This is a genomic window from Pseudoalteromonas sp. JB197 (assembly GCF_002332205.1).
In the GTDB taxonomy this organism is placed as follows: domain Bacteria; phylum Pseudomonadota; class Gammaproteobacteria; order Enterobacterales; family Alteromonadaceae; genus Pseudoalteromonas; species Pseudoalteromonas nigrifaciens.
Map to the genome: position 1 here is coordinate 1,577,412 of NZ_NRGZ01000001.1, position 25,241 is coordinate 1,602,652.

General features: G+C 41.0%; 17 protein-coding genes and 1 pseudogene. 11 read left to right on the forward strand and 7 right to left on the reverse strand.

Annotated features, from left to right (window positions below):
• Window positions 1-402: 402 nt before the first annotated feature.
• A complete protein-coding gene (locus CIK86_RS07445; protein ID WP_086995009.1) occupies window positions 403-825 on the reverse strand; it encodes a hypothetical protein in 423 nt (140 codons plus the stop codon).
• Between the two features lie 344 nt (window positions 826-1,169).
• Between CIK86_RS07445 and ccoN the strand changes: the two genes are divergently transcribed.
• The 11 genes from ccoN to ttcA all read left to right on the forward strand — a co-directional run bounded on the left by ccoN (window position 1,170) and on the right by ttcA (window position 11,215).
• Complete coding sequence (ccoN, locus tag CIK86_RS07450) at window positions 1,170-2,603, forward strand: cytochrome-c oxidase, cbb3-type subunit I (RefSeq protein ID WP_011328517.1); 1,434 nt, start codon at window positions 1,170-1,172, stop codon at window positions 2,601-2,603.
• Window positions 2,604-2,615: 12 nt separating this feature from the next.
• Window positions 2,616-3,290, forward strand: a complete 675-nt coding sequence (gene ccoO / locus CIK86_RS07455) for a cytochrome-c oxidase, cbb3-type subunit II (protein ID WP_011328518.1) — start codon at window positions 2,616-2,618, stop codon at window positions 3,288-3,290.
• Window positions 3,291-3,296: 6 nt separating this feature from the next.
• The gene (locus CIK86_RS07460; RefSeq protein ID WP_011328519.1) at window positions 3,297-3,482 is read left to right on the forward strand and encodes a cbb3-type cytochrome c oxidase subunit 3; all 186 of its coding nucleotides are present in this window, start codon (window positions 3,297-3,299) and stop codon (window positions 3,480-3,482) included.
• Complete coding sequence (locus CIK86_RS07465) at window positions 3,479-4,513, forward strand: c-type cytochrome (RefSeq protein ID WP_011328520.1); 1,035 nt, start codon at window positions 3,479-3,481, stop codon at window positions 4,511-4,513. Before CIK86_RS07460 ends, CIK86_RS07465 begins: the two co-directional genes overlap by 4 nt.
• Window positions 4,514-4,655: 142 nt before the next feature.
• Entirely contained in the window at window positions 4,656-5,147 is a 492-nt protein-coding gene (locus tag CIK86_RS07470; protein WP_086994918.1) for a FixH family protein, read from the forward strand.
• 8 nt (window positions 5,148-5,155) lie between these two features.
• Complete coding sequence (locus tag CIK86_RS07475) at window positions 5,156-7,531, forward strand: heavy metal translocating P-type ATPase (RefSeq protein ID WP_086994916.1); 2,376 nt, start codon at window positions 5,156-5,158, stop codon at window positions 7,529-7,531.
• Window positions 7,528-7,695 (forward strand): cbb3-type cytochrome oxidase assembly protein CcoS, encoded by a 168-nt coding sequence (gene ccoS, locus CIK86_RS07480; protein ID WP_008109812.1) that lies wholly within the window; start codon window positions 7,528-7,530, stop codon window positions 7,693-7,695. Before CIK86_RS07475 ends, ccoS begins: the two co-directional genes overlap by 4 nt.
• Entirely contained in the window at window positions 7,688-8,359 is a 672-nt protein-coding gene (locus CIK86_RS07485; RefSeq protein ID WP_041454477.1) for a sulfite exporter TauE/SafE family protein, read from the forward strand. The genes ccoS and CIK86_RS07485 overlap by 8 nt, the downstream gene beginning before the upstream one ends.
• 41 nt (window positions 8,360-8,400) lie before the next feature.
• Window positions 8,401-9,138, forward strand: a complete 738-nt coding sequence (locus CIK86_RS07490) for an FNR family transcription factor (RefSeq protein WP_058373651.1) — start codon at window positions 8,401-8,403, stop codon at window positions 9,136-9,138.
• 148 nt (window positions 9,139-9,286) lie between these two features.
• A complete protein-coding gene (uspE, locus tag CIK86_RS07495; protein WP_086994913.1) occupies window positions 9,287-10,213 on the forward strand; it encodes a universal stress protein UspE in 927 nt (308 codons plus the stop codon).
• An 87-nt stretch (window positions 10,214-10,300) separates the two neighbouring features.
• Window positions 10,301-11,215, forward strand: coding sequence for a tRNA 2-thiocytidine(32) synthetase TtcA (gene ttcA, locus CIK86_RS07500; RefSeq protein ID WP_086994910.1), 915 nt, complete (start codon window positions 10,301-10,303; stop codon window positions 11,213-11,215).
• Window positions 11,216-11,284: 69 nt separating this feature from the next.
• Here the strand turns inward: ttcA and recD are convergent, their stop codons facing one another.
• The 6 genes and pseudogenes from recD to CIK86_RS07530 form a co-directional block, all read right to left on the reverse strand.
• On the reverse strand, window positions 11,285-13,327 hold the full coding sequence (gene recD, locus CIK86_RS07505) for an exodeoxyribonuclease V subunit alpha (protein WP_086994907.1): 2,043 nt from the start codon (window positions 13,325-13,327) through the stop codon (window positions 11,285-11,287).
• Window positions 13,324-16,995 carry an exodeoxyribonuclease V subunit beta gene (recB, locus tag CIK86_RS07510; RefSeq protein ID WP_086994904.1) on the reverse strand — a complete coding sequence of 1,224 codons (3,672 nt, stop codon included), beginning with the start codon at window positions 16,993-16,995 and terminating at the stop codon, window positions 13,324-13,326. Before recB ends, recD begins: the two co-directional genes overlap by 4 nt.
• On the reverse strand, window positions 16,982-20,281 hold the full coding sequence (gene recC, locus CIK86_RS07515) for an exodeoxyribonuclease V subunit gamma (RefSeq protein WP_086994901.1): 3,300 nt from the start codon (window positions 20,279-20,281) through the stop codon (window positions 16,982-16,984). The genes recB and recC overlap by 14 nt, the downstream gene beginning before the upstream one ends.
• 156 nt (window positions 20,282-20,437) lie before the next feature.
• Entirely contained in the window at window positions 20,438-21,481 is a 1,044-nt protein-coding gene (locus CIK86_RS07520) for an alkaline phosphatase D family protein (RefSeq protein ID WP_086994898.1), read from the reverse strand.
• A pseudogene (locus CIK86_RS07525) lies at window positions 21,478-22,617 on the reverse strand (alkaline phosphatase family protein). The gene CIK86_RS07520 and the pseudogene CIK86_RS07525 overlap by 4 nt, the downstream one beginning before the upstream one ends.
• 69 nt (window positions 22,618-22,686) lie before the next feature.
• Window positions 22,687-25,056 (reverse strand): TonB-dependent receptor, encoded by a 2,370-nt coding sequence (locus CIK86_RS07530; protein ID WP_086994895.1) that lies wholly within the window; start codon window positions 25,054-25,056, stop codon window positions 22,687-22,689.
• Window positions 25,057-25,241 lie beyond the last annotated feature (185 nt).

Consider the following 25,241-nt stretch of genomic DNA (forward strand, 5'->3'; position numbering starts at 1 on the left):
TAGCTTTTAAAGGAGAGATTTTTTATTCAGCCAAGATTAAACAAGTAAACTATTCACCAATTTAATGAAGCAATGATTGCCTCAAACCTAGTAGTACACTTAATTAACCAAATACCATTGATGCATTTTTCGAAATTAAAAAGAGAAAGTAAAAATTACAAAAGGCAGGAGTGCTAAGTGCTAGCTAAAATGATGTGAGCGTACGAAGTACTCTTATTGTAGGCTTAATCTTCTTGCGCTAAAGCTAACCCTCTGTGGATTTAGCTTTTCTGCGCCAAGAAATAAAAAGTAACGCTTAACTTAAAGAGAGTAAGCACAACTAAACTGATCTCAACCAGAATGCTTATCTCCCTGCTGCAAATTAAGCAAGCTACTTAATAAGCAATATAAGCAATGGCATGTTTAGTAAGTAACGTAAAAATAATAATATACCGAGTTGCTTTGCTGTGTTGCCTCATCGGTTACGTTAAGGATTAATTTCCACAGCATATTTTTTTCAGCGCAAATACCTACCATAGTTTCACTTTGCCAAGTGTTGCCATAGCGCTTAAATTGCTGAGGAATATACCCCATATACATAGTTACGCCTTCAAGTTTTGCATTCGTAATAACATGCCCTTTAGGTAACTCGGCAAATATAGAGAATGGTGTTTCGGGGGATAAATCACCATCGCTAAGCCATACTTTAACGCCGTTAGGAAAAGTACAGGGTAAACCTGCTTCGCAAGCAAGGTTTTTTAATTGTTGTGTATCGCTGCTCTTTGAATAATCACACGCAACTAAAAAAATTAGTAAAAAAAACAAACATACTCTATATATATACATATGGCGGGTACTCAAAATCCAAAAAATAATGGCTGGCACTAATTTAATAGTCACAAGGTCAAATCACACTTTTATTACAAATAACGTACAATTCACCTCAAAAAGTAAACAGCAAGCTAGTAAAGTTTGATTGATGTCATAATATTATGCAATTGACCTATCTTTTTTAAGCCAAAAATTTTATCATTTCAACCGCAAAAAAATAAGGGTTTCTCGAGTCTGTTTTCTAAAATAATCGTATTTTTAATGTTTTAGATGGCAAGCTTGTGAAGTAATAGTAGGCCCCACTTTTTTTAGGTGGGTAATTCATTTCTAAACGCATTTATTGCAGCGGAAGCCAGAAAATGAGCCAGACAGTAGCATCACACACTGAGTACAACTATAAAGTTGTACGCCAATTCGCTATTATGACAGTGATTTGGGGCATCGTTGGCATGAGTATTGGGGTTCTGATTGCTGCCCAACTAGCTTGGCCAGCACTTAACTTTGATACACCATGGTTAACATACTCTCGACTTCGTCCGTTACACACGAACGCAGTTATTTTCGCATTTGGTACAAGTGCACTTTTTGCGACGTCTTATTACGTCGTTCAACGTACCTGTCAAACGCGCCTTCTTTCAGATAAATTAGCAGCCTTTACATTTTGGGGTTGGCAGCTTGTTATTGTGCTTGCTGTTATTACACTACCTTTGGGTATTACAAGTTCTAAAGAATATGCAGAACTTGAGTGGCCAATTGATATTTTAATAGCCGTTGTATGGGTAACTTATGCCGTAGTATTTATGGGCACAATCGCAAAGCGTAAAGTGTCTCATATATATGTAGCTAACTGGTTCTATGCTGGCTTTATCATTACGGTTGCTGTACTTCATATTGTAAACAGTATGGCTGTACCTGTGTCGTTAACTAAATCGTATTCCATTTATGCTGGTGCAGTTGATGCAATGGTACAGTGGTGGTACGGACACAATGCCGTTGGCTTTTTATTAACAGCTGGCTTTTTAGGTATGATGTATTACTTTGTACCAAAACAAGCAGGCCGTCCGGTTTACTCTTACCGCTTATCAGTGGTTCACTTTTGGGCGCTTATTTCGCTTTATATTTGGGCAGGCCCTCATCACCTTCACTACACTGCGCTTCCTGATTGGACGCAAAGTTTAGGTATGGTTATGTCTATTATCCTATTCGTTCCATCTTGGGGTGGCATGATTAACGGTATTATGACGTTGTCTGGTGCATGGCATAAGCTTCGTACTGACCCTGTTTTACGTTTCTTAGTTGTTTCATTATCTTTTTACGGTATGTCTACGTTTGAAGGCCCAATGATGGCAATTAAATCTGTAAACGCGCTTTCTCATTACACCGACTGGACTGTAGGACACGTTCACTCAGGTGCATTAGGTTGGGTTGCAATGATATCTATCGGCGCTATTTACCACTTAATCCCTGCGCTATTCTCGCAAGGTCGTATGTACAGCGTTAAATTAATTAACACACATTTTTGGTTACACACTGTTGGTGTTGTTTTATACATAGTAGCAATGTGGATCTCAGGTGTAATGCAAGGTCTAATGTGGCGTGCAGTTAACTCTGATGGCACATTAATGTATAGCTTTGTACAGTCTTTAGAGGCGTCTCATCCTTTCTATGTTATACGCTTTATTGGTGGTGTGTTCATCGTAGTAGGTATGCTAGTTATGGCTTATAACGTTTATCGTACAGTGGCAGCGAAGAACGATTCGCTGCAATTAGACGAACAAGCACAATTAGCATAACGGAGTGAGATAATGAGCAATAAAAATTCACAAAACAAACACGAAATAGTCGAAAAAAACATTGGCCTTATGGCTATCTTGACCGTTTTCGCAATTAGCTTTGGTGCATTAGTTGAAATTACTCCGCTAATGTTTCAAGACGATACAACTAAACCAGTTGACGGACTACGTCCGTTAACGGCACTTGAAATGGAAGGCCGAGATCTATATGTACGTGAGGGTTGTTCTAACTGTCACTCACAAATGATCCGCCCTTTTCGTGACGAAGTTGAGCGTTATGGCCACTATTCGGTTGCTGGTGAATCTGTTTGGGATCACCCTTTCCTTTGGGGTTCTAAACGTACTGGTCCTGACTTAGCTCGTGTAGGCAAACGTTATTCGGATGACTGGCATTATGCTCACTTAGTTGACCCACGTGCTGTGGTTCCTGAGTCGAACATGCCAGGCTTTCCTTGGTTAGCAGAGAATACGCTTGATACAAGCTTGACTTTGAATAAACTTAAAATTTTCCGTGACACATTTGGAATCGATAGCCGTACCGACCGTTACGATGGTTTAGGTTACGGTAGTGATGAAGAATTAATCGCTGATGTTGCCAAAGTTGATGCAATGAATGACGGTAAAGGTGCAACAGAAATGCAAGCCCTTATCGCTTATTTGCAACAGCTTGGCACCCACTTGAAGTAACTAATTATGGATTATGGGACATACAGAGGCATTTTAACTCTGGTAATTTTAGTACTATTTATTGTGATTGTTGCTTGGGCATACAGCAAACGTAGTAAAACACGTTTTAAAGACGCTGCTAATGTTATTTTCGAAGATGAAAAAAAACACAACAATACGCTCTCTAACGAGGAAAAGGGGTCTGAGAAATGACTAGCTTTTGGAGTATTTGGGTTATTGTATTAACCCTATCATGTTTGTTCATTTTGTTTGGTTTACTCGTGTGGAATTTAAAAAACTACGCTGGTGTACCTGAAGGTGAAAGCTGCGGACATGTATATGATGGAATTGAAGAGCTAAATAATCCACTACCAAAGTGGTGGACTTACATGTTCTTTGCAACATTTATTTGGTCTGTTTATTACTTAGCAGCTTACCCAGGTTTAGGTAACTGGGAAGGGTTAGGTAAGTGGACTAGTTCTAACCAAGGTATTACTTCTTTGGCTGAGTCTAAAGAAGCAGTAGAACTTGCTAAAGAAGAAGGTCGCTTTGTAAAACTGGACGCTGAGTACCGCGTTGCAGATGCACGTTTTGGTCCTATTTTTAATGAACTGGCACAAATACCTGTAGTAAAATTGGTTGAGTCTAAATTTGAAGGTGACGCAGCACAGCAAGTTGCACTTGAAAATGGTGAAAAACATGCCGAGACACAAGGTCAGCTAGCAATTGAAATTGGCCAACGTCTTTTTGCACAAAACTGTTCTCAGTGTCATGGTTCTGACGCGCGTGGTGGTACTGGCTTTCCTAACCTAACTGATAATGATTGGTTATATGGCGGCACACCCGATAAAATTAAAGAAACATTACTTTACGGGCGTATAGCAGCAATGCCACCTTGGGGTGCTGCATTAGGTGAGCAAGGCGTTAAAGAAATGACCGCTCATGTACTTAGCCTTTCAGGTCGTACTGTAAACCAAAAAGACGCTGCTGCCGGCGAAGCTAAATGGGCTATGTGTGCTGCATGTCATGGTGCTGACGGTAAAGGCTCTGTTGCACACAACTTACCCTTTGGTGCACCTAACCTAACCGACAACGTTTGGTTATATGGTGGTTCTCAACGTGCTGTTGAAGAAACGCTTAACCATGGTCGTGCCGGTGTAATGCCAGCGTGGAAAGATATTTTAGGTGAAGATAAAATACACCTACTAACGGCTTACGTTTACAGCTTATCTCAAGCTAAATAGTTACGCCGTTAACGAATATTTAACCTTTTAAATTCAATAGATTAATCCAGATCAAAAAAGCCTCCACTCGGAGGCTTTTTTTTAGTCTTTTACAAATATTTATTATAGTATAGCCGCATCTTCATTTTATTTTAGAGTAACTATGCAACCTACTCCGTGGTATAAAAATTTTTGGCCTTGGTTTTTAATCTTTTTTCCCTCTGCTGCAATTATTGGCTGCATTAGCTTATTCTTTACCGCCATAGGCAATGGCCCTGATATGGTGATAGATGACTACTATAAAAAAGGCAAAGCAATTAACTTAGAGCTTACTAAGTTTGATAAGGCAAAAGCTTTATACTTACATGGCGAGCTGAATGTTACCAGTGAGCGCGTTGGTTTTAAATTTACCAAAGGCGATACGAGCAACATACATGCATTAAAACTGTCGTTTTATCATCGTACAATTAAAGCGCATGACTTTGAAGCCACGCTAACGCCTAATGCTAATCAAGAATTTACCGCATTACTTGACGGGTTTACCGACGGTGCTTATTCGGTATTTATTGAGCCTATTGATGGTAGCTGGAAGCTAAAAGAAAACATTACCTTACCAACCACCCTTGCTGTTTTAGTTACGCCTAATTATAAGTAGTATTTAGTATGTCTATAAATTGCTTTCATTGCCTTGAAAGTGTACCTAACGGGTTTAGCGCACACGTAGTAATTGATAATAAATCTCAGCCAATGTGTTGCATTGGCTGCCAAGCCGTTGCGCAAAACATTATTGATCAAGGTATGACCGACTATTATAAATATCGTACCGTTCAAGCTGGTAAAGTAGAGCAGTTAGTACCAGAGCAACTCGCCTTTATTAAAAGCTACGACAATGAAGATATTCAAGACGAATTTATAACGACCAATGACAACTTCTCAGAAGTATTGCTCAGCGTAGAAGGTATAACCTGCGCAGCTTGTGCATGGCTTATAGAAAAGCAATTACTCAGTTTAAAAACAGTAAAGCGTGTTGATGTTAATACCTCAACTAACCGCGCTATGGTGCAATGGGATAAAACCGCCACCCCATTGAGCGAAATTATTACTAGCCTTGCTAAAATTGGCTATAAAGCCTATCCGTTTCAGTCCGACTTAGAAGCACAGCAAAAACAGCAAACCGCAAAAGCCTATATTCGCCGCTTAGGTGTAGCCGGTTTAATGACCATGCAAGTGATGATGTTTGCCTTTGCTATGTACTTTGGCATGTTCTCCGGTATGGACAGTAATTTTGAGGAATACTTTAGGTGGATCAGCCTCGTTTTAGCTTCTCCGGTTATTTTATATAGCGCACTGCCCTTTTTAAGTAATGCCATTAATGGTTTAAAAGCAAAACAGCTTAATATGGACTTACCCGTCTCGCTGGCTATTTTTGGTGCTTACGGCGCAAGTTCTTACGCCACAATTATGAATGTTGGCGAGGTGTACTTTGAATCGGTATGTATGTTCACCTTTTTATTATTATTAGGTAAATATCTAGAATTTAGAGCACGATTAAAAGCCAGTGAATTTACAGCTAACTTACAAAAGTTATTGCCACTAACCGCCCGTACTCTCGATGCAAATGGCCAAGAACATATTATTGCCGCTAAAAAGCTTAAATTAAACGATATTATTCTAATTAAAGCCGGCGAAACCATTCCTGCCGATGGAATTTTAATTAAAGGTAAAACCAGCGTTGATGAATCAATGATGACCGGAGAGCACCTGCCGGTTAATAAGTTTATTAATCACAGTGTTTACGCCGGCACAGTCAATCATGACGGTATTATTGAAATAAAAATCAATAAAATAGGTCAAAGCACGCTGCTAAATCAAATAATTCGTCTACAACACAATGCACTTACCAAACGCCCTAAACTAGTAGAAATTACAGATAAAGTTGCTCAGTGGTTTGTGGCTGTGTTACTTATATTTGCATCGGTAACCGCATTTGGCTGGTATCAAATTGCCCCTGAGCAAGCATTTTGGATCACTATTTCTGTACTCGTGGCTACGTGTCCTTGCGCGCTAAGCTTAGCTATTCCAACCGCATTAACCTGTTCGGTAGCCAACCTTACTCGTAAAGGTATTTTAATAAAACAAGCGCATGTGCTCGAAACTCTATCTAAAATCACTTTATTCGCATTTGATAAAACCGGCACGCTAACCCAAGGACGCTTTAGCTTAGATGCGGTCGATATACTCAGCGAAGAGTACACTAAAAATCAAGTGCTTGAGATTGCAGCCCAACTAGAGAGCTATTCAGAGCACCCAATTGCCCGTGCGTTTAGCCAATATAAAGTACCAGGGCATAAACTTAACGACATTCAATTACATCCAGGCAAAGGGATCAGCGCACAGTACAACGACACTCATTATGCTATTGGTAAAAGTGGCTGGTTTAATAGCAAAAAAACTAACGCGCAAGCAACTTTGTATATTAATCAGCAACCTATTGCCCGTTTTTACTTTGTCGATAAAATAAAAGATGATGCGAGTACGTTAATTAACGCTCTACACACACATAAGTTAACGTGTCATATGCTTACTGGCGATGCGTCTGATGCGGGGCAACGTATAGCTAAAAAACTTAAATTACACAGCGTGCAATCGGGCTGTAGCCCTAAAGACAAACAAACAGCGGTTGAGCAATGGTCAACACAAGGTGAAGTGGTTGCCATGGTAGGTGATGGGGTAAACGACAGCCCAGTATTTGCCAGCGCGCACTTATCAATCGCCATGGAAACTGGGGCCGATATTTCAAAAAATAGCGCCGATGTGGTTTTGCTCAATAGCGATTTAGCCTCAATCGAGCACCTATTAATAGTTGCCAAAAAAACTAGGCGTATTATTAAACAAAACTTAACTTTGTCTTTATTGTATAATGGCTCAATATTACCGTTAGCTGCAATGGGGCTGGTAGCGCCTTGGATGGCTGTTATTGGTATGTCGACCAGCTCAATTATTGTGATATGCAACTCATTAAGGCTGTTAAAGTTATGAGCATAATTTACATTTTAGTTCCTATCGCTATTTTATTTGTACTAATAGCTATAGGAGTATTTTTTTGGGCAGTAAAAGGCGAGCAATTTTCTGATTTAAATAAACAAGGCCATAGTATCTTGTTTGAAGATGACAAAGAGCAGCATAACAAAAGTAATGATTGACCCTATTTTTGTCAGTGCTTTTTTTATGGGCCTAATTGGCAGCGGCCATTGCATTGCAATGTGTGGTGGCATAGCCAGCTCATTGCAATTAGCCAGTAATAAACGCCAAACTCTCATTTACTCTTTTGCTTATAATATAGGCCGAGCGCTGAGTTACATGCTTGCAGGCGCATTAGTGGCAGGCATTAGCAGTAAATTTGCCACGCAAAACTCTGTTTTTGCATTATCACTGTCTTTTATAGCAGGCATTTTTATGTTGTTGGTAGGGGTATATATAATGCGCTTAGCAGCTACCTTACAATGGCTCGAAAAAGTAGGTAAAACCTTAGTTTGGCAACACCTAGTTAAATTTAATAAATATTTAATGCCGATTAACTCGCCATTTAAAGCACTTGGATACGGCGCTTTATGGGGCTGGTTACCCTGTGGTTTAGTTTATTCAGCACTTACTTGGGCCATGACCAGCGCAAATGCGCTTGATGGTGCATTAGTAATGCTGTGTTTTGCACTAGGTACATTTCCCGCGATGATCACAATAGGCGTTAGTGCAAAAAAACTGAGCACCCTATTTAATCACCCTTGGACGCGAATAATATTAGGCAGCGTAATAATTTGGTATGGTATTTATTTACTGATCATTGCAACAGATAAGCTTGTGCATTAACATTGATCATATTGTGGCTTGAATTTTAACGGATTGAATTTATGGATTTTTCTCAAGGTCGTGCTAAAAGTAATTGTGCTATTAGCTGTAATAACTGCAGTATCAGCCAGTTATGCCTACCCTTTTCTCTTAATGGTCAAGAAATGGATAAGCTTGACGAAATAATCGAGCGCAAAAAACCATTACACAAAGGCGACTTTTTGTTTGAGTCGGGCGCGCCATTAAACGCTATTTATGCTGTTCGTTCGGGTTCGTTTAAATCTTATACTTTATCTGAGCAAGGCGATGAGCAAATTACAGGTTTTCATTTAGCCGGTGACTTAGTTGGTTTTGATGCAATAAGTAAAATGATGCACCAAAGCTTTTCACAAGCGTTAGAAACATCTATGGTATGCGAAATTCCGTTTGATACCCTTGACGAGTTAGCAGGCAGACTCCCTAAGTTACGCCAACAAATAATGCGCTTAATGAGTAGCGAAATTACCTATGACCAAGAAATGCTGTTACTGCTTAACAAAAAATCTGCCGAGCAACGCTTAGCCAGCTTTATTTTTAACTTATCTGAACGCTTTGGTGAGCGTGGTTTTTCTCGTAAAGAATTTCGCTTTACCATGACCCGCGGCGAAATTGGCAATTACTTGGGTTTAACCGTTGAAACAATTAGCCGTTTATTGAGTCGCTTTCAAAAAGCCGATTTAATAAAAGTTGAAGGCAAATTTATTACTATTTTAGATAACGATGCACTGGCCAAAGCAGCTGCAATAGTAAAGCCCCGCTAATTAGCCTACTTACGTTGTAATATTCAAACCATTTAATCCATTCGATTAAATGGTTTGATCTAGAACAATAATATTTGTGCTATCCCTTTCACTGTGCTCTATTTACGTTACACTCAAGGTACACCCGTAAAGTGAATGGAGCTTGCACATGAACACGATTAAACGCATTCTTGCGGTTATTGACCCCACCAAAGACGACCAGCACGGTTTAGCTCGTTCGATTGATTTAGCTAAAAAATCTGGTGCGAGTATTACCGCCTTTATGACGGTTTACGACTTTTCTTATGAAATGACCACTATGCTCTCTGGCGATGAGCGCGAAGCTATGCGCAAAGCCGTGTTAAACGACCGCGAGCTTTGGTTAAAAGATTTAGTATCGCCTTATCAAAATGTTAATATTGATACACAAGTTGTTTGGCACAATCGCCCGTACGAAGCCATTATTAATACCGTTATTGAGCAAAGCTTTGACCTTGTTATTAAAGGCACTCATCAACACAGTACACTTAAAGCCGTTATTTTCACCCCAACCGATTGGCATTTAGTACGAAAATGTCCATCTCCGGTTTTATTTGTAAAACAAATGGCATGGCCTGCAAATGGCAACATTTTAGCGGCTGTTAATGCAGTGAGCGAAAACGAGCAACACTTAGCGCTTAATAAACGTATTATTAAAGACGCACAATTTTTAGCAGAACTGGCCAACGCCCAACTAAACTTGGTGAACGCCTACCCTGCTACACCAATTAATATTGCCATAGAAATACCTGAGTTTAACCCTGGCATTTATAACGAGTCGGTTAAAAAACATCATCATCAATCTACTAATGCACTGGCTGATGAGTTTAATTTACCCCCTGAGCAGTGCTTTATTGAAGAGGGTTTGCCTGAGGACGTTATTCCCGATGTAGCAAAACGTTTAAACAGCGAGTTGGTGGTTATTGGCACTGTAGGGCGTACTGGTTTAAGCGCGGCCTTAGTAGGCAATACTGCAGAGCATGTAATTGATAGCCTAGATTGCGATGTATTGGCACTCAAACCCGATGGTTATATAAGCCCACTCGCAAAAGATTAAATTTTGTTACCGGGCATTTTAAGTATATAATGCGCCCCTTTATTTTTAGCAAATAACTTTGCCGTATTGTTTAATAAGGGGGCGTAATTGTCTCATTCAGATCAAGCTAAAGCTCAATTTAACTTAACCAAGCTTCAAAAGCGTTTACGCCGCCAAACAGGTCAAGCCGTCATGGACTTTAACATGATTGAAGAAGGCGACCGCATTATGGTGTGCTTATCTGGTGGCAAAGATAGCTACACTATGCTCGACATGCTGCAACACTTAAAACGTGTAGCACCGATTAAGTTTGAGCTATTTGTTGTTAACTTAGATCAAAAGCAACCTGGCTTTCCTGAGCACGTTTTACCCCAGTATCTAGATAAACTAAATGTTGAATACAAAATTGTAGAAGAAGACACCTACAGCATAGTGACCGATATTATTCCTGAAGGTAAAACGACTTGTTCACTTTGTTCGCGCCTGCGCCGGGGTATTTTATACCGTACTGCTAAAGAGTTAGGTGCAACTAAAATTGCGCTTGGCCATCATCGCGATGACATGATAGAAACCCTATTTTTAAATATGTTTTACGGCGGCAAACTTAAAAGTATGCCAGCTAAGCTAATGAGCGATAACGGTGAACATATGGTTATTCGCCCACTTGCATACTGTAAAGAAAGCGATATTAGCCAATATGCGTTTGTACAGGGCTACCCTATTATTCCGTGTAACTTATGTGGCTCGCAAGAAAACCTACAGCGTAAACACACAAAAGATATGTTAGCTAAGTGGGACGCAGAGCACCCAGGTCGTATAGAAAGTATTTTTACCGCTATACAGAACGTTGTACCGTCGCATTTAGCAGATAACCAGTTATTTGATTTTACTAATTTGCAAACTGGCGAAGTAATTGATGGTGGCGATATTGCCCTAGACAAACCAGATATTCCAAAAGTGCCAATTAATAGCTTACAAGATGAAGATGCCAGCAAAGAAGTGGTTACTATTAATCTGAGCTAACTTAAAGGTTATATATAAAAAGGGTTTGCCATGGCAAACCCTTTTTATTGCACCCACCTAAAAGCTTAATCATTCAAGCTTTAAACGCTCATATAAACCAGATGCCCTAGACACACTTTTATTCATTGCCAGTAACAATACTTTTTTATCTGCCACCAGCTCAAAGGTATTTTTAGCACGCGTTATGCCGGTATACACTAACTGCCTATTTATCCCCATGCGGGCTTGTTTTAGCGGCGGCAATACCATGGCGGTGTAGCTAAACTCTGATCCTTGTGATTTATGTATAGTCATTACATATACTTTGTCGTGCGCAGGTAAGCGTGCTGGTGAAAACGCGCGTTGATTCCCCTGCTCGTCTATAAATAGTGCTTTAAGCTGGCCGCTTTCATCGGGCATTAAAATACCAATGTCGCCATTAAACAACTTAAGCTGATAATCGTTTTGGCTTACCATTATTGGCATACCGGAATAATGACGCTGATTCGGGCTTAGGGTAATAAGTCCTTGTTGTTGTAAAACGCGCTCAATACGCTGATTTAAACTATTAACTCCGTAATCACCTTCACGTACTGCGGCCAGTAACTGATAACTTGCAAAGGCTTTATGCACCTCTGCAACGCTTGCACCTTGAGCAATTAAACTAAGGTAATGTGTGTATTTACTTGCAGCGCTTTTAACCAATTTTTCGATAGGTTTAGCTATAAAGTCGTAATCTAAAATCACATCCTTAAAACGCCCCTCAACACTTTCTTGCTCAACGTAATTTAAAACACCTGTGTTATTGGTATTTACCGCTAACGCAAGTTGACCAATACCACTTTGTGCATCAAAGCGGTAGCTGTGTTGTAAAAATGCAATGCAATCGGCAAGTTTAAACGCGCTATTACTTTGCGCTATTAATTTAGCTTCGCCGTTAAAGCATAAGTTATTTAGCTCATCACATCGTGCAGGTGAATAACCAGGTGTTTGCCCCAGTACTAACCCTTGGCATAAGTCGCTCATTACGCTGCCGGTGTCTACCGAGGCCAGCTGATCTTTATCACCTAAGAGTATTAACCGTGCATGTGCAGGTAATGCCTCAATTAGTTTTGCCATCAGCGATAAGTCGACCATTGAGGCTTCATCTATAATCAACACATCTAAATGCAGTGGATTCGCTTTATTGTGCCTAAATTTATTGGTAAAGGGTTTTACCCCTAATAATCGGTGAATAGTTTGTGCACTTTCGGGGATTAACGTTTTAATATCAGCGGGTATATTAGTGAGCTTATCTTTAGCGCCTAAAATTGATTCGCTTAAACGCGCTGCAGCTTTACCTGTAGGTGCCACCAGCTTAATACTCAGTGGCGCAGTTTTATAAAGCGACTGTAAAATGGCGAGTAATTTAGTCACAGTGGTCGTTTTACCAGTACCTGGGCCGCCAGTAATAACGCTAAAACCTTTGGTGGCTGCAATAGCACAGGCTACTTTTTGCCAATCGGTGGTAATGTTTACATCGGGTGTAAAATACTCATTAAGTAGCGCAGCTAATAACTCATTATTTATATTAAGTTTACGCTCGCTCATTGTTAGTAAACGGCTCGCTAATGTTTGCTCGTATCCGGCAAGGCGCGCAAAATAAAGGCGTTGATTAAACAGTTGCAGTGGTTTGTTGTCTCCAACGCTTGTATGGTTTTGTAAATAGCTAAGCACCTGCTCATAATTAAACTCTTCACTAAACGGGCTTAGCTTATCTGGCACGCTCCCTTGTGCTTTACTAACGTCGCTGCTGCGTAAATTAAAAGGGTTACTCCAATCAACCTCGCTTAAGGTTAAACAACTATGCTGGCTTTGCTGCGATAAACACAGTAATAGCACCAGATAAAACATCTCATTGTCCACCTTTTCACTATCGCTGTTACTTTTACTGAGCATTTCAGCTAACTTTACATCCACAATGCGAATGCGGTTTTCGCTAAGTAAATAGGTAAGTAAAGGCACTGCTGTGCTTAAAGTAGGGTTTTGCTCATTTAGCTCAAGCTCCTGATCTAACTCTTGATCAAACTCTTGATCAAACTCTTGATCAAACTCTTGATCAAAAAGGCCCGGTTGATTATTTAGTTCACTCATAACATGGCTCCTTGGCTAAACAAACCATCTAAAATAGTCACTTGCTCAGTGGTGAGCTTTTTAAAGTACACACCTTGCCCAGCTGGCATGCCGCGTAAAAAGGTGTAATACACGCCGCCTAAATGAGTTTCAACTGAGTAATCAGCTATACGCTGTTTTAGCAAACGATGCAGCGCTACGGTGTAAATTAAATACTGTAAATGGTACTGGTGGCTACTCATGGCTTGCTCAAGCATATCGTGCTCGTAATCAGCAGCGTTACTACCTAAGTAATTAGATTTATAATCTAAAATATAATATTTACCTTGGTGGCAAAATATTAAATCGATAAAACCTTTTAACAGCCCTTTTACGTGGCTAAATTCGAGCTTACTGTGCTCAAAACCAAAATGTTTTATAAGAATTTCATTAAGCTGCGGCGCACTTAAACTTTTAAGCGGTAAGTTAAACTCCATTTCTACTAGGCAATCGCTTGGCGCTAGTTGGCTTAAGCTCAGGCCATTACTATTAACTAAAGAGCTGTTACCTGAGATATTATTACCTGAGGTACTATTACCTGAGGTACTATTACCTGAGGCATCAGCATTAACATTGCTATCGCCATTAAGCGGGCAAGCAAGAACGTCTAATATCCACTGCTGAGTAACATCTTGCCAGTGTTCACTAATATGGTACTTCGCTAGGCTGCGTTTAATAACGTCTGCTAAATTGTGCTCTTTATTAACTGGGTGCTCTATTGGGCTAGTAAAATCTATTTGCTCAAAAATTTCGTGTAAACAACTCCCCGGTTTTGCCCCTTTAGGAAAGCTATACGCAGAAGGTGCTTCGTCTTCTTGTACGGCAAATTCATCTTTTTCATGATCCTCATCACTGCGCCCAGGCGCTAGGTGGTCGATATGCTTTTTAAAGCTCAGCGCACTAAAGCTAGTTGCTCGCCAATTACGCTCAATATTGGCCGTTACATTATTTATACTCAATGTTTGCTGAGCATCAACGTTATTATTAAAGCTTAAAGTACCTTGAGCTAATAAATCCTCTGAGGTGAATTGCTGATAATCCATACCTGTATGCTCGCTGCAAAAATCGGCTAAATGGTTACGCCAAATTTGACTGCTCGTAATTTCAAGCCCTGCAAATAACACATGCCCCAGGGCGCTGCTTTGTATTGCCAAACGGCTACTTTGCCCCTGGCCAATGTTATACATGCCAATAGCACAAAAGTGTACCGCGCGAGTGAGTGCTACATACAGTAAGCGTAAATCTTCGGCAAGGCGCTCTTGCTCTGCTTTTTGCAGTGCGTCATCCCCTTTACTTAAATCGTAAATTAGTGTGCCATTATTATGATACAGCGCTTCTTTTGTTTCACGATAGCCACTAGCAAAGGGCATAAATACCAGCGGATACTCAAGCCCTTTTGAGGCGTGCATAGTCACTATTTTAACTAAATTAGCGTCACTCTCTAGGCGTACTTGCACTGTTTCGCCATCTTGCTGGCTTACCTTTTGTGCAAACCAGCGCAGTAAACGCAGTGTGCCCTCAAGCTCAATTTGTTTTTGCTGTAGTATTTCGCCAAGGTGCCTAAAGTCGGTAAGCCAGCGCTCAACGTTGTAGCCTAAGCCTTGCCATTTAGCACTAAGTTGATTGTGGCTCATTAAGCGCTCAAGCATTGCCATAGCGCCTTGCTTGTTCCAAATATGGTTAAGTTGCGCAAAAAAGTTTAAGTGCTCTTGCCATTGTGCCTCGTCATCTGCCAGTGCATATATTTCGTTATAGCTTAAACAAAATAACGGCCCTGCTAACACCCCACGTAATAGCGACTCATCATACTGGCCATGCAACGCAGTTAAAAAATTAAGTAAGTGATGGCTAAGCTCTTGGCTAAACACACTCTCGCGCGATAAATACACGCTGGCAATTTTAGCGTTGCTTAAGGCCTTTTTCATTATTTGCGCTTCAACACGGTCGCGCACTAATATACAAATATCTGCAGCGCTTACTGGCTGTTCACCAATACAGGCTCGCCCTTGCTCGGCCTGCGTTAGTAAAGTGACTATTTTATTGGCAAAAAAGGTGGCTAAGTGCTGCTGCCCAATGGCTTTGCCTGTCGGCTTGTTTTTTTCATCTGCGGCGGTGTCGCTAAATACACAAAATTCAAACGCAGTGGCTGCTTGTCCGTCAATCAAAAACGACTCGTCAGCTTTTTTACCTTTAGCTGCTACTGCATTAAACGGTATGGCATCGTTATAAATAAAACTGTTAGCGTGCTTACCAAATAAGCTGTTTACGCTGCTTACTACATCGCTGCTAGATCGAAAGTTAGTGCCTAGCGTAAATTGCTGCTGTTTTTGCACCGCTTCCTTGGCACCAATATAGGTAAAAATGTCTGCGCCCCTAAAACCATAAATAGCTTGTTTAGGATCGCCAATCATCGCCAGTGTAGTGTGCTCTTGCTGGTAAATTTTACTAAAAATACCATACTGAATCGGATCGGTATCTTGAAACTCATCTATCATAGCCACCGGAAACAACTGAGCAATTTTTTGCTCCAGTACATTGCCTTGCTCGTTATTTAATGCGCTGTGTAAATTGCTAAGTAAATCATCTGGGGTGATCACGCTTTGCTCTTGCTTGCGCTTTATTACGGCTGCTTTTACCCACTTTGCCGCATGCTGCACTACAGCAATTGCTAGCCCTTGGTTTATGGTATTATTAAGTGCAGCAAGTTGGTCGAATTCAGTTAATAGCGGATGTGTAAATAGCGGCTGATTTTTTTTATAGTTACTTATATCGCTTAAGTTTTCACTACTCCATACCTCAAACGAATATTTACTAGTACCAAATTCAAAAAACAAATCGCCGCCTAAACAAAAGGCTTCAAGTGCTGCAAGGCTGCCTTTGCGCCCTGGCGTTTTAGAACCACTTAAGCCCGAGCCTTTAATCGCAGCTATAAACTCTTGCTCTAATACCGCTTTTTTAAATGCAGGTATTAGGCTTATATACTCGTCACGCGCTTGCCATACGTCATCTAAGTTTACTTGCGGGGTAATTTGCGCATTGGCTTTATTTAAAATACTCGTCACTTTGCCAAACAAAGCTTCTGGCGCGGAAAATACACCTAAAATAGCATCGGTTTTTTCTTTATTGAGTGGATATACAAAGGCGCGCCAAAAATCTTTAATGGTTTCGAGCAATATGTCGCGCTCATCCAAAATAAATTCTAAGTTAAACGCAACACCCGACTCAAACGCGTGTTGTTTTAGCATGCGCTGACAAAAGCCATGAATGGTAAAAATAGCCGCTTCGTCCATCGATTTAGCCGCTGCATCGAGTAAATCAAAGGCGCGGTGTTTATCATCAACGGCAGCTATAACTCCTGCTATAAGCTCATCTTTTGGATCTTGCCCAAGAAGTGCATCGCGCGCGGTGATAATGCGATTACGCACGCGGTCTTTAATTTCTTGCGTGGCAGCATCGGTAAAAGTTACCACCAGTATTTGCTCAACGCTTAGCGGCTTATTTAATAGCGAGTTTGCATCATCGGCTATTTGCATTCCCAATAAGTAACGTAAATATAGGCCAGTAATTGTATACGTTTTACCCGTACCGGCACTGGCTTCAATTAAGCTTTGCCCTGTTAGTGGCATAGTAAGTGGATTAAGCGCTTGCATGGTCACTCTCCTTAGCGTGTGCAAATAACGGGGCGAGTAATTTATCGCTCCACTGTATAAACTCGTCTTGGCAATCGTTGAGCGATTGTACCGTTAAGCGAATATAGGGGTTTTCACCCTCGCCTCTCCCTATGTATTGCGGGCTAAATTTACTCATGGCTTTTGCTATATCGCCGCCGCTTTTTACGTACTCGTAACCACTTACCGGAAAAAACGCCACGGGTTCGTTGCGCAGTGCTTTGTATAACTCAAACCAATCAAGTAACAATGCATCGGCATCGGTTTTACTTATTGGCGCAAAGGTAACTTGTTTATCAAGCCCAAGTATTAGCGTTTCTACTTGTTGCTCCATACTTTGCGCTACTAGGTGATAAATAAAGCCTTTAATTAAATCTTTCGCTTTTATACTAGCGCTGCGATAAAACACTTGTTTTTGCAAATAAATATGGTTTAACCAGCCTTCTATTTTAGTGTTTTCTAGTTCGAGGGCTACCTCTATAGGGTCGCTTTTGCCCCCTTTAATTTGCTCTTTCACTTGCCCTGCCAATGCGTCTACTCGGTGCTGCATGCTCTCAAATATTAAGCTACCTACGTTGGCTTGTGGTAGTTCGCCGCGTTGCAATATTTGTTCTGTACTAAGTGGCAGCTCGTTAATGTTGGCTTCGAGTATTTCATCAAGGTAAAAATAGCGGCGCAATGCATCTAGGCTAAAGGGCTCTTCGTCTTTTACTACTTCGTTAAATTGCGGTAATCGCAATCCTAAACTTTGTTGATAAAAGCTTTCTTGGGCGTTGCAAACACTGCGAATAAACACATCGAGCTCTAACTGCTCAGGCGGTGTTGCATTAAGCGCGCTCACGACTTGTGGGGTTATTGACTCACTTGGCAGCCAAATTGGATTATAGCTGTGGTTGCTCAGCACAGTGTTTGCTTGCTCATTGGCTAAATAATAATGGCTATTAAAGGGCTGTAAATGCTGCTGGCTAATTAAACACTCTGGCAGTGTTTTTTCGCTGTCGTCGCTTAATGCAAAGCTACGCCCAATATATTCTAGCAACTCGCTCACAAGGGTTGATGGCATGCGCGGTTGGTTGTCAAAACACGAGCGACCAATGTAACTCATGTATAAGTTATCGCGGGCACTGAGTAGCGCTTCTAAAAATAAGTAACGATCATCTAATTTACGTGATCGGTCACCTTTTTGTTTTTTAGAATAAGGCACTAAGTCAAAACCAATCGGCTGTACGTTACGCGGGTAGTCGGCATCATTCAAACCCAGCATACACACCACTTTAAATGGCACGGCGCGCATTGGCATTAGGGTACAAAAGTTAACTTGCCCCACTAAAAAGCGCTGCCCTACGCCTTTTTTTTGAATGCCTTGTTTAATTAAGTAACTAACAATACGCTGCGACACCGCTTTGCTGTAATCACCATTATTATGATGCTTTTGTAACTCTTCGAGCACGTTTTGCAGCACTAACAAATCCCAGCTGTCGTCGCTTTCACTCTCGTAAATTGCACTAAGTAGCTCGCTTAAAATATGCGCTTTATTGGTAAGCGTATCGTCGGGCGTTAATTGCTCTTTAAAGCTTTGTAGCACATCAATAAAGTGCACTAGCTTATTAAGCGTTTCGAGCGCCATGCCCTCTACTTCATCGGCGCTATAAATGCCGTTAAACGGGCATTGTTCGTCGCGCATGGCAATACCTAGCAATAAACGGTTAAGCCCGTGTTGCCAAGTGTTTAAATCGATAGCGGGTAAATCAAAGCTACTTTTATGCTCGGCATTTATACCCCATTTAACGCCAACACGTTCCAGCCAATATTGAATTTGCTCGTACTCGTGTGCCTCAAGGCCAAATTTTTCGGCTATTTGCGTCACTTGTAATAAATCGAGAATATCCGACACACCAAAGCGCGAAAACGGTAAATTAGCTAAACTCGCAAACGAGCTAAGCACGGGCTTTTCTTGCTCTATGGCTAAATCGGCCAATGCGTAAGGAATAAAGCGGCTACCTTGTGCGCCACCAAATACGGCTTCAATGTACGGGCTGTAAGTACCTACATCGGGCATCATCACTATTATGTCTTTGGGGGTTAGTTCGGGGTTTTGATTAAATAAATTAAGTAAGTAGTCGTGCAGGCGCTCAACTTCTCGAAGCGGTGTATGGCAATCGCTTAACGTAATACTGGTGTCGGTTGCACTTATAGGCAATTTACCTTCGTCGTTTATAAACCACTCTTTGTTATCGGTCAGTGACTCACCTTTAAACGCTAGCTGATAAATCTCGCTTTGTATTTGCCCAAGTAAGGTGTCGTCAAACACATCAATAAAGCCATCAATCCAACGAGCATCTAGCTGTACTAGCTGCTCAAAGTAATCGCGACCTAATTTCCCCCACGAGGATAACAGTGGGTTGCCTATAAAGTAGTATTCTTCATCGGGATTAGTTTGCTTTTTTTGTTGTGCTTCCACCAGCGGCATTTTGGCGTACTTTGCACTTATTTTAGCCGCTGTTTTTTCATCAATAATATCGCCCCAATAATGCGCACTGGGATTAAAAAAGAATAAAAACACCTCTGTTTTTTCACTCAGCGCTGTAAATACTTCAAGCTGCGAGCTGGCAATGGCCGATATACCAAACAAGCTAATGCGTTGTGGCAGTAAACTGTTGTCCATTGTTTCAAGCGCTGCTAGTAGCTGTCCTTGCATATTAGCGCGATGAAACTGACTTTGCCCAAGCTCTTGGCTTAATTTTACAATGCGTCGCCATAAATCAGGTTGCCACGGGGCAATAGTTACATCAACATCATCAAGTTCATCTGTACCACTATCCCATGTGGCTATCCAATGCGGGCGGTACATTAAATATTGGTCGTACACGTCGGCTATTTTTTCACACAAGGCAAAGGTTTTTTGGCCGTCAATATCGCCCTCTAAATAGGTTTTTAGCGGTAAATACAGTGGCTCATCAATACAGCTTGGTAAAATAGCAAACAGTTTCCATGCAAGGTTGGGTTTATTAAACGCCGACTCTTTAGGTACATTTGGTAAAAGTTGCTGATACAACTGCCAAATAAAGCTCGAAGGCAGCGGAAAATCCACCTGCGCCGCTACACCTAAGTTTTCGCTCAAACCAATTTTTAGCCACTGCGACATACCCGGTGACTGCACCAGTACCACTTCTTTGTCGAATGGGCTTGCTAATGGGTTGGTTTTTAATAACTGATGAAACTGCGCTTGCAGTGCTTCCATACGGTTTGATTGAATAATATTGAGCATACTTACCTGTCCTTGCTTGAGATAAAACGAGTGTAAGATATTTTCAATTACAGGGGTAGCGATTAGCGCAAATTGGCTTTAATAAATCAGCGGGTTAGTTAAATTTTATACGCACAGTAGTGATGCTATTTACTGTGCGTTTTATAAGGGCGATAATTAATAAGGGCTAATGCTTGAGAGTTTAAACTGACTTTGCATTATTGCTTTACCATCAATATCTTTGAGCTGTAATGAAATTGACGGGTCGGCTTGTTGCCAGTCTATGCTTAAATCGCCGTAATTAACCTGGTGGGTAAAGTCCCCTATTCGGTGTGTGTTAGGGCTTACATTTTTCCATTTTTCGGTTAGGCCAGAACTGGTCACTTCTATTAGTGGGTAGTCAAGGTTGTGCTTATACTGTGAAATTTCGCCCCAGTGAGTATCGCCGCTAATAATAACTACGCCGTTTACTTTATGCTTTTTGATCAGTGTAAATAAACGCTTTCGATCGTCGGGGAAATTAGCCCACGACTCCCACCCTGTAAAATCGGGAAGTAGCTGTAAGCTTGAGGCAATTAGCTTTATAGCCGCGGGCTTTTTAAGCTCTTGTTCAAGCCATTGCCACTGCGCCTCACCAAGCATTGATGCGCCTTTAACATGACTTGGGCTATACGGACCTTGATTATTTAGTTTACGCTTAGTGGCGTACTCCAACTTACTTACTGTGTTTAGCGCATCTCGGTTCCAGCGCAAATCTGGCATAATCACCTGCACAATTTGCTCACCTTCACCATAGGTATACGAGGTATAAATACCATCGGGGCGAGTGCGTCGTGCTGAGTTTGCAGGTTCTTGCCAAAAATCGAGCATAATTTGCCGCGACTCTTCTTTATGCGGATATTCTTTACCGGCATCGTTTTGGCCATAATCGTGGTCATCCCACATAGCTATAATAGGCGTTTGCGCTTTTAGTGTTTTAAAACCGGGCTTTGCCCCTAAGCGCTGATATTTATCGGCAAGTACGCTCATATTATTGGTATCGCCATAAATATTGTCGCCTAAAAATATAAATAAATCGCTCTGTTCTTTGTTTATGGCATCGAATATAGGAATGCTTTTATCTTGATGCCCGCACGAGCCAAATAATATTTTAGAGGGAGCACTCAAAGCACTAAAGCTTACAAGTAAGTTGGTTAATACTACCGCGGCTATTATTTTCATTTTAAAATCTCATTAATAGCCGGTGCCATATTGGCATTTATTTGCTTTGGGTTTTGCCCAAGCGCCTTTAACACTGTTGCGGCAATTTGCGTTTGTTTAAGCTCAGTAGCTGTTTTAACTAAGCCTTGGCCTTTTATGGCAGGGCCAATAGCGGCAAGCCAAATATGTTCGGAGCCTACAATTCCCTCGGGAAACTTATTTTCGCCTAAATGCAGTGCTGCTAAGGCGCGTTTTGAACTGTGATGTTGCCAGTCGCTTGCGTTACTACCACGGCCATGATCTGTGGTAATAATGAGGGTAGTGTTATTTTTATAACCTGGTGTTGTTTGAATGGTATTCCATAAATCAGCTATAAAAGCATCACTTTGTTTTGCCGATTTTAAATACGCGTGGTAATCACCATCGTGAGCAAAGTCGTCGGTCTCTCATAAACTTATTACTAATAATTTTGGTTTTTTAGCTAACATATACGCCTTAGCAAACCGATAAGTAAAACTGTCTAATCGTACATTGCTCCAAGGGCTCGGAATTTCATTTTGCATGGCATTTAAAAGTGGCGCATTTTCAAATAAATCCTCCTCAATTGGCATAAATCCGGCATTAACATATACCTTACTGCGCTCAGTATTAAGTATTGAAGGAAATACATCCCAGCTACCAAATAAGGCGGTGTTATTTTTAAACGCGGGTTGGTGCTCCAAACGCTCTAATATAGTGTGATTTGGGTTAGGAATTTTATTGTTACTATTAATACCTTCATCTACCTCACCGCTAAGTATTTCGTTATAACCGGGATACGAAAAATACCACGGGTTACTTACCGACATGTTAGAGCCTTGCTCTCTATTACCCATTATTATCCCTTGCTTAGCCACAATCTGGGTAATAAACGGCATCAGCAGTTGTTGGCGTTTTGCAGGGCTGTTATGCCAAAACTCTGTATTTAGCTGCTCTGGTTTTTTAACAAAATCGGAATTATTAATAAGGTTTTTATCTGCACCACTAAACACCTCTTGCCAGCGCACACCGTCAAGCGTTACCAACACGACATTTTGTGTCGTATTTTGTACTGCCGCTGCAAAGTCGCTTGCTAGGGCAATTAAACTAAATGCACTTACTTTTAAAATCGTTTTCATATTGTTATCGGCCTATTTTTATAACAAAAAGCCCATTAGTAATGGGCTTAAAATAATTTACATTACGACTTAAAAATCTGCAGTAAAGGTAACCGCAGCAGTACGAGGCGCACCAATAAAGTAAGTAGCCCCATTACCTGTACCACCTGCTAAGTAGCTTTTATCAGTTATGTTATAAACCACAAACGAGAGATCAATGGCTTTAAACGGCCCTGCGTTTACATCGGTTGAGTAGCCGGCATTAAAGTCGAGTACCGTGTAGCCGTCTACTTTATTGCGTGCTCGCGTGCCTTCGTCTTGCCATGCACCTAAACGCTCACCTGTGTATTTAGCCGACAAACCAACACGAAAGCCGTCACTAAAGTAATCGGTAGATACAACCAATAAATCTTCCGATGTATCTATTAAACTATCGCCTTTTTTAAAGCTCGGCGCTGCAGTATTGCCATCATTATCTTGTAGTAATACACCTTGTGAGTCATATGCATTTGGATCATCAGACGAATATTCAGAGCTGCTATTGGTATACGACGAATAAACACTCCAGCTTGGTGTGAGCATATAACTAGCAGAAAGCTCTAACCCCTTAGAATCGATGCCCCCTACATTTATGTATGACCCATTAGTGCCAATAGTGTAGTCAATTCCGCCTGAATCACTGCCAGGTGCAATAAAGGTAATGCGGTTATCAAACTTAACGCTGTAGGCCGTTGCGCTAAGCGTTAATTTATCGGCTTGGTAGCGTACCCCAAAATCAATGTTTTTTGCTGTTTCTGGCTCTATTTCAGTCAGTGTTGAACTGTCGCGCTCTAGCACCCCGTCTTTAATTGCAGCAAAGTTTTCGCTGTAACTTGCAAATAGTTCGGTATCGTTATTTAACTGGTACAGCGCACCACCACTAAATAAAACATCAGAGTCGCTGTCTACTTTATCTGAGCTTTCGTTAGCAAAGTGGTCGTACTTTTGTAACTCAACTAAATACTGTTTAGCGCCAATATTTAAGGTTAAATCACCTAAGTTAATAGAGTCTTGGATGTACCATTTGAACGTATCTGTATCAAAGGTATTTTTGTACTGAGTCCAGTAAGGGGTGTTTTCAAAATGATGAAAAATACGTGCATCAATTACTTTGTGCCAATCACGCGACTCTTCTCGCTCGCTTTGCTCATACCAAAAACCAGCCTCAATATCGTGATCACCAAACGTCGCTTGATAGTTAGCGGTTACGCCTAAACGATCTTTATTGTAATGGGTATGGCGATAAGACATAACGGGCGTTGCTGTATCGTCGTAACATGCCGGATTTAAATCAGGCCCCGACTCCCACGGCCAACTTAAACTTGCTGTACAGCCTGAGTTAGGTGCAAGTGGGTTACCCTCGCTATCAGCAAAACCATAAGAGCCAGCATTAGTACCGCCTTGTGTTGTTGGCTCGCCGTTTTCATCAACTGGGGTTGTTAAATATGGTGGGATCCAGTCACCACGCCCCGAGTTTTTATGATAATAAGGGCTGATCGTTAATAGTGATGTGGGCGAAATTGCATATTCAAACTTTAAATAACCTAAGGTATTTTCACGTAGCGTCCCCCAACCTTCGGCAAACATTTGATCAAAATGCGGAACCCCTGTCCAGTTCCACGTTAATTGATCCCAATTAGGTGTTTGCTCAAATTGTTCAATACTCACGCTGTTGTAGTTAGTTTCGCTTACATCGTCGTAAGATAAACGTCCGGTTAGGGTTAAATCGTTAAAATTAGATACAAACTTAAGCTCAGCATGTTGGTTGTCTTTACCGCCATTACTTCCCGAGCCAATCCAACGGCTGGTGTCGGTTTGCGAGTAGCTTACGTATGCTTGGGTATTATCAAAAACAGTGCCTGTTTCGTGCTTAATATAATAACGCGAGGCGTCGTGGCTGCCCGATGTATAGGCAAACGTAGTGCCTTTTTCGAGACTGGGATCTTTACTTACAAAATTAAATGTACCGCCTAGCGCTTCCAGCGATGCCGATTTAATATCAGACGTACCTTGGCCTACTTCAACTGTAGCCAAGTTTTCGCTGTCTAGGTAACGGTTTGCTTTAGCGCCGCCACCGTAATTAGAGCCACCATTGGGTATGCCATCTACTGTCATCCCTAATTGCTGTTGGTTACCGTCAATACTAAAACCACGCATTGTAATTGTGGTAGACCAGTCGTCACCACCAAATGCATCACCTTCGTTTATGCTAATACCCGGTAAATTATCAATCACCGACAATATACTTGCTACCGAACTTTGTTGCTCAAGCATTGCAGGCTCAATAACGTTGTTAGCGTAGCTGGTAGGCTTAGCGACTACGGTTATTTCTTCTATAGTTTTGTCGTTTGCATAAACAGATGTTGATACAGCCATGGCTATAGCCATGCTCAAAAGCGATTTGTTTTTTAAAGCGTACATTGTTGTCCCGTTTAGTTTTAATTATTAAAAATTAATTATTATGAAAACGGGAGCAGTATGAGTTTTAAATATGACAACGGGGATGAACTTTATTTACATAAAAATTAAACAAATATGGGAAATTTATGGCAGGAATATGTACAAAAAAAGACAACCCAAAAGTAAGCTTATGGGTTGTCTTAAAA